Source organism: Photorhabdus africana (genome assembly GCF_035181445.1).
GTDB lineage: Bacteria > Pseudomonadota > Gammaproteobacteria > Enterobacterales > Enterobacteriaceae > Photorhabdus > Photorhabdus laumondii.
In genome coordinates, this window is record NZ_JAXBVE010000082.1 from 1 (window position 1) to 4,892 (window position 4,892).

Annotated in this window: 4 protein-coding genes and 1 pseudogene; 1 reads left to right on the plus strand and 4 read right to left on the minus strand. The window is 41.6% G+C overall.

Translation table 11 applies throughout. The annotated features are described in order from the left end of the window. Nucleotides 1-99 (plus strand): annotated as a pseudogene (locus SLS51_RS22340) (IS1595 family transposase); the annotation flags it as partial. 1,376 nt (nucleotides 100-1,475) lie between these two features. Here SLS51_RS22340 and SLS51_RS22345 read toward each other — a convergent pair. From SLS51_RS22345 to SLS51_RS22360, 4 genes are all read right to left on the minus strand, one after another. Continuing rightward, nucleotides 1,476-2,225 carry a creatininase family protein gene (locus tag SLS51_RS22345; RefSeq protein ID WP_323840718.1) on the minus strand — a complete coding sequence of 250 codons (750 nt, stop codon included), beginning with the start codon at nucleotides 2,223-2,225 and terminating at the stop codon, nucleotides 1,476-1,478. 17 nt (nucleotides 2,226-2,242) lie between these two features. Next, nucleotides 2,243-3,112, minus strand: a complete 870-nt coding sequence (locus SLS51_RS22350) for a beta/alpha barrel domain-containing protein (RefSeq protein WP_323840719.1) — start codon at nucleotides 3,110-3,112, stop codon at nucleotides 2,243-2,245. A gap of 96 nt (nucleotides 3,113-3,208) precedes the next feature. Beyond that, nucleotides 3,209-3,697, minus strand: a complete 489-nt coding sequence (locus SLS51_RS22355; RefSeq protein ID WP_323840720.1) for a hypothetical protein — start codon at nucleotides 3,695-3,697, stop codon at nucleotides 3,209-3,211. A gap of 129 nt (nucleotides 3,698-3,826) precedes the next feature. Then, a partial coding sequence (locus SLS51_RS22360) for an aminotransferase class III-fold pyridoxal phosphate-dependent enzyme (protein WP_323840721.1) occupies nucleotides 3,827-4,892 on the minus strand: 1,066 nt, incomplete at its 5' end.

The window sequence follows — 4,892 nt, forward strand, 5'->3', positions numbered from 1 at the left end:
TTTAACCTTAAAAAAACATTCGAACAGCTTATTTATTCATGTATCCGGGCAGCACCTATACCTGAGTATTTACTCAAGCTAGCTGAGATTCGATGGTAATCAGGAAAATATTTGAATAATACATCATGGTGAGGCCGTTTTTCTTTCTTTGCCACAATCTGTTTCTCTATTTATCTATTAGTCATCGCCACTTATTGTAAAAGCTATAATATCTCTGGAAAACTCGCAATCAAGTTACAAAAAACATTTTTCCACATTTTCTCAGGCAAGTCTTTACCGAATGCATTAATATAAAAGCCTAAAGAATCAAATACCAGCAAAGAAAAAACGAGGAAACATTATATTTACAACAACTACTCAATGAAAGTTATTGGTAGATTCACATAATAAGTGCAACATCGTTAATCCGGAAGTAAATATACTCGTATTCCCTTAAATCATTTTCTTGGGGGTTTTTATACCTATTTACCATAATAAATTATTTAATTATTTTATAAACAAGTTTATTTTCCGATTGAAAACGTTATTAAAGCCAGTCCCTTTAGGAAAACAGATTGTCTGATTAATCTATACCTTATGGATTTCAAGATGCATCGCGACGGCAAGGGAGAGAATCCCCGGGAGCATAGCAAACTATGTGACCGGGGTGAGCGAGTGCAGCCAACAAAGAAGCAACTTGAAAGATGACGGGTATATTTCTTTAATCATCTTTAATGCTATTAATCTGGTTAACATAAAAGTTAATCGGATTTCTTTAACGATTATCTCTGATTTTCAGTAAACTTCTTACAGCCCTGTAAAATAGACTTAAAACCTGCTTTTTCTGATATTTTCTCTTCCAATACCAATATAGCATTGAACTTTTTATCCACAGAAAAAGAATCTTAACTACTTCTTTTTGCCTTTGATGATTAAAGTTTTTATCTGTTTTTTCATAATACGCTTGCCACTTTTTTTCCAGATTTTAAAACTACACTGACAGACAATTAACGATTTAACGATTTAACGATTTAACGATTTAATGATTTAATGATTTAATGATTTAATGATTTAATGATTTAATGATTTAATGATTTAATGATTTAATGATTTAATTTTAATGGGTTAATAGATTAAAAGCCATGTAATAAGTCACTTACTGCCTATCCCAATAGGGCTATTTTATTTGCCCTTCTTTGCCATAAAGAGCGAACCTGGGCAGTGCTCAAAATCCTCACGTACTACGTGTACGCTCCGGTTTTTCCGCGCTGTCCGTGTTCACTGTTCATTGATAAGAACGGCCTGCAACAATTACGCCTATTGAGATAGGCTCTTACAACTATTTATAAACCCTAACCGCCCAACCAACTTACTGGCGGCTAAGGTTACTCATACAATTACCTATGTCCCTACTTTACTGGAAAAAGTTCTCTAATTAAGATAAAAGCCCCAATAGCCAGGGCAAAATCGAAAAGACACCGCGATATTAAGATTGATTAATCCGCAGTAACCAGTTCCAGTATTTGCTGCCTGACATGCTCGAAAATGAGTTCGCCTATCTCCGCACTCGAACCAGATGTTTTAGAAAGAACGCCTCTCGTTGAAAATTCTTTTTTAATCGGTACTTGATAGATCCCAGCGCGTGGAGGTTTATCGTGATCAGGTCGCTCCGCTCTCACTAAATCCGGGCGTAAATGCAACATTAAACTCGTTTCTGTTAACCCTGCATGCTCAGCATGCCAACCGGGAAAATCAACTAAATGTTCACGCGTCCAGTCATCAGACACCAAACTCCACCAGCTAAATACGATAACGGAACGATCGTTAAAATGTCCCTCCGCCCGTAATGCGTCTACCGCTTCGAAAATAAAACCTTCATTCTCAAAATGACCATTAATGATCACCAGTTGCTTAAAGGGTAATGAGCACAAGCTCTTAATTGTTCCGCTGATATAAGCGGTAAATGTTGATCCATCCAAATAAACCGTGCCAGGAAATTCAAGTCCACCCCCACTTTGTGGCAATGATCTGGCAGACACTGGCTGGACCGGCAAGGTGAAGCCATTAATATCCTCCGCCAACACGCGGGCAAAGGCTTCTGGGATCACTGAATCCACATTCAACGGTAGATGAGGCCCGTGCTGCTCAATCCCGCCAATCGGCCATATCAACGTTTTACCTTCAACTGCGGTTAAAACTTGCTCACTGGTCAGTTCCGCAAATTCTCTAATTTTATTATTATTCATGATGTTATCCCTTTTCCTCATCCTTTTTCTGACGTCATGATTTGCGTATATTCATGAACAATGCGCTGCAATGTTTTATACATATGCCGATGAAGCGCAGTATAAACCTGCACCGTATTCGCCCCTGCCAATAGGTATTCATGAACATCATTACCATCCTGTACGCCTCCCGACCCAAGTATTGGAATCGTCACCCCGCGCTTACGCAAGTTATAAATAGCGGCAAGTACCATTGGTTTAATTCCCGGCCCAGAGTATCCGCAAACCCCATTAAGCAGCGCTTCGCCATTCGCTGTGTCGAATGCAATTCCTGAAATGGTATCGCTCAAAGTTATCGCATCAGCCCCCCCTTCTACCGCAGCTTGAACACGCCCATACAAATTATCGCCAAGCGAGAGTTTGACCGCAAAAGGGGTGTCCGTTCGCTCCTTCACCGCTTTGGTGTAGTTGAATACTCGTTCTGGTGTATCTTCCGTGAAGTCGTCCGCATGCAAGCATGAAATACCTAACTCCAAAGGGGCATCGGTCACTTCCGAGATACGAACAGCCAATGAGCCTAATGCCTCAGGTGATTCAGCATGGATAGAAACGATCACCGGAAGTTGTTCTTCCTTAAATTCACGGAGAAGCATTAACCAATATTCAACGGTTTTCTTCGAATACGTCGTATTGTTCAGCATCCCTGTACTGAACAAATAGGTCTTTTCTGTATGCAATTTTTCTGAGCGCGGGTAAATCGTTTTTGTCACAACCGCCCCTGCGCCGTGAGCGATAAACTGGCGAATATTTTTAGCTTGATCAGAAAGCAGACCCGACCCAACAATAATTGGGTTTTTTATCTTCATTCCTAAAACATCATAGGTTGGTTCAATAACGCGATTTTCCATCGTAACTCCACAAATGACCCATTCAAGCAAACTCGCTATTAACCCGCTTTTCAATTCAATAGAAAGGCGGTATATCCTCTAAAAGGTGATCAATAGCTACTCAACTGCAAAATTCCTGAAAATCTCGCCAATCTGTCCCGGATTTTGACGGAAATCGTGAATATCCAATTTCGACACATTGCAAATATGCTCTAATCCCTTTAACAAATGACTACCACCATTCACAATCGGTAGTTGAGTGATCAACAAGACGGGCCGTTTCAGAGCAGAGGCCCAACCAAGTTCAATATGTGTACCGTCAGTACGCAGTAATTCATCACCTTGATGAACCGGAAGAATAGGCATGAAAAAATCACACTGCTGCATCCATTGGAAATCCCGTTTCGATACCATATCTGGCGTATAACTGGGGGTATCAATGCCAAATTTCTCAGTCAAATGCGCCGAAAATACATTACCATTCAGTGCCGTCACCGTCTTAATCGCCAGTTGGATAGTCGTTCTCAATTCCTCATGAAAACCATTATCACAAATTGCAAATTGAATCGGCCCACCAATGAAAACACTTTTATTCGCCAACGGCATAACGTTCCCCTTAATTTTCATTACTCAACAGACTATGAGCCGTCGTTTCAGAGCATCGAACTCAGCACAACCAGAGGATAGGATGCTTAATCATTCAATAAGTTATTGCTCACAACAGGCCAGTTTGATCTAGCTATATCGAGGAAGCAGGTTGTTTTCCTCAAGTTCATCCAAACTATCCACAAATGCCAAATAAACGCTTTCCAGATGAGTGTCATCATGCGCATCAGAGATAAACCAGCAACGCCATTCCCAAATATAAACCCCTCTCATCAATAGGTTGTAGTAAAGCAAATCCATGTTGTCGCGATGCATTAATCTAAAAAATGAGGAAAACGATTTTGCCTCGATAGGAACCCGACGGCTTAAGAACAGTTGGTTCAAACGTGAAACAAACGATTCAGTACGCTGAGTCAGTACCTTGGTAAAAGTTTCCCCTCTCCTCTTGATCTCTTGCAAAGTGGCTTTCGCAGCAGTCATGCAAAGCGGATGTTGAAAATAGGTCCCACCAAAGAATGTCGGCTCCGCTGCGGGGAAACTATCATCGTTGAAATTCCAGTTTCCACCGTCAATCGAATCAAGCATCTTCTTCCTACCCGTAATGACACCCAGTGGCATTCCACCCCCTATCGTTTTGCCATAGGTCACCATATCCGCCTCAATGCCGAATAACCCCTGAACACCCGCTGGATGAGATCTGAAACCTGTCACGATTTCGTCAAATATCAGCAGAATATCTAACTCCCTGGTCACTTGACGCAAACGTCGCAAATAATCTGGATTGCTCAATCCTGGGTCACGCGTTGGTACAGGTTCTACCAGCACCGCAGCGATATCGGTTCTATTGGTTTTGAGAAACTCAATGGCTTCATTGGAACCAAACCCAAACACCGAAACATCAGCAACCATATTTTCAGGGATGCCCACCGAAATAGGTTTTGTCACATTAGCTTCATCATAGTCACCCGCTCTAGCCAGTACGGCATCCCAATGCCCGTGGTAACTGCTAGAAAAGAGCACAATATGATTACGGCGAGTGAGCGCTCGTGCTGCCCGAACCGCATTCATCACTGCTTCCGTTCCACTATTGACGAAAGCTACGCGATCCATGCCAGTCATCTCTTTGATAAGTTCAGCCACCTCTAAGCCTATCTCATGCCGAGTTCCCAAACCAAAACTGTTGTCTATTTGCTGA

Coding starts and splice junctions, on each gene's coding strand:
- SLS51_RS22345 (WP_323840718.1), bottom strand. CDS start 2,225: ATGAATAATAATAAAATTAGAGAATTTGCGGAACTGACCAGTGAGCAA.
- SLS51_RS22350 (WP_323840719.1), bottom strand. CDS start 3,112: ATGGAAAATCGCGTTATTGAACCAACCTATGATGTTTTAGGAATGAAG.
- SLS51_RS22355 (WP_323840720.1), bottom strand. CDS start 3,697: ATGCCGTTGGCGAATAAAAGTGTTTTCATTGGTGGGCCGATTCAATTT.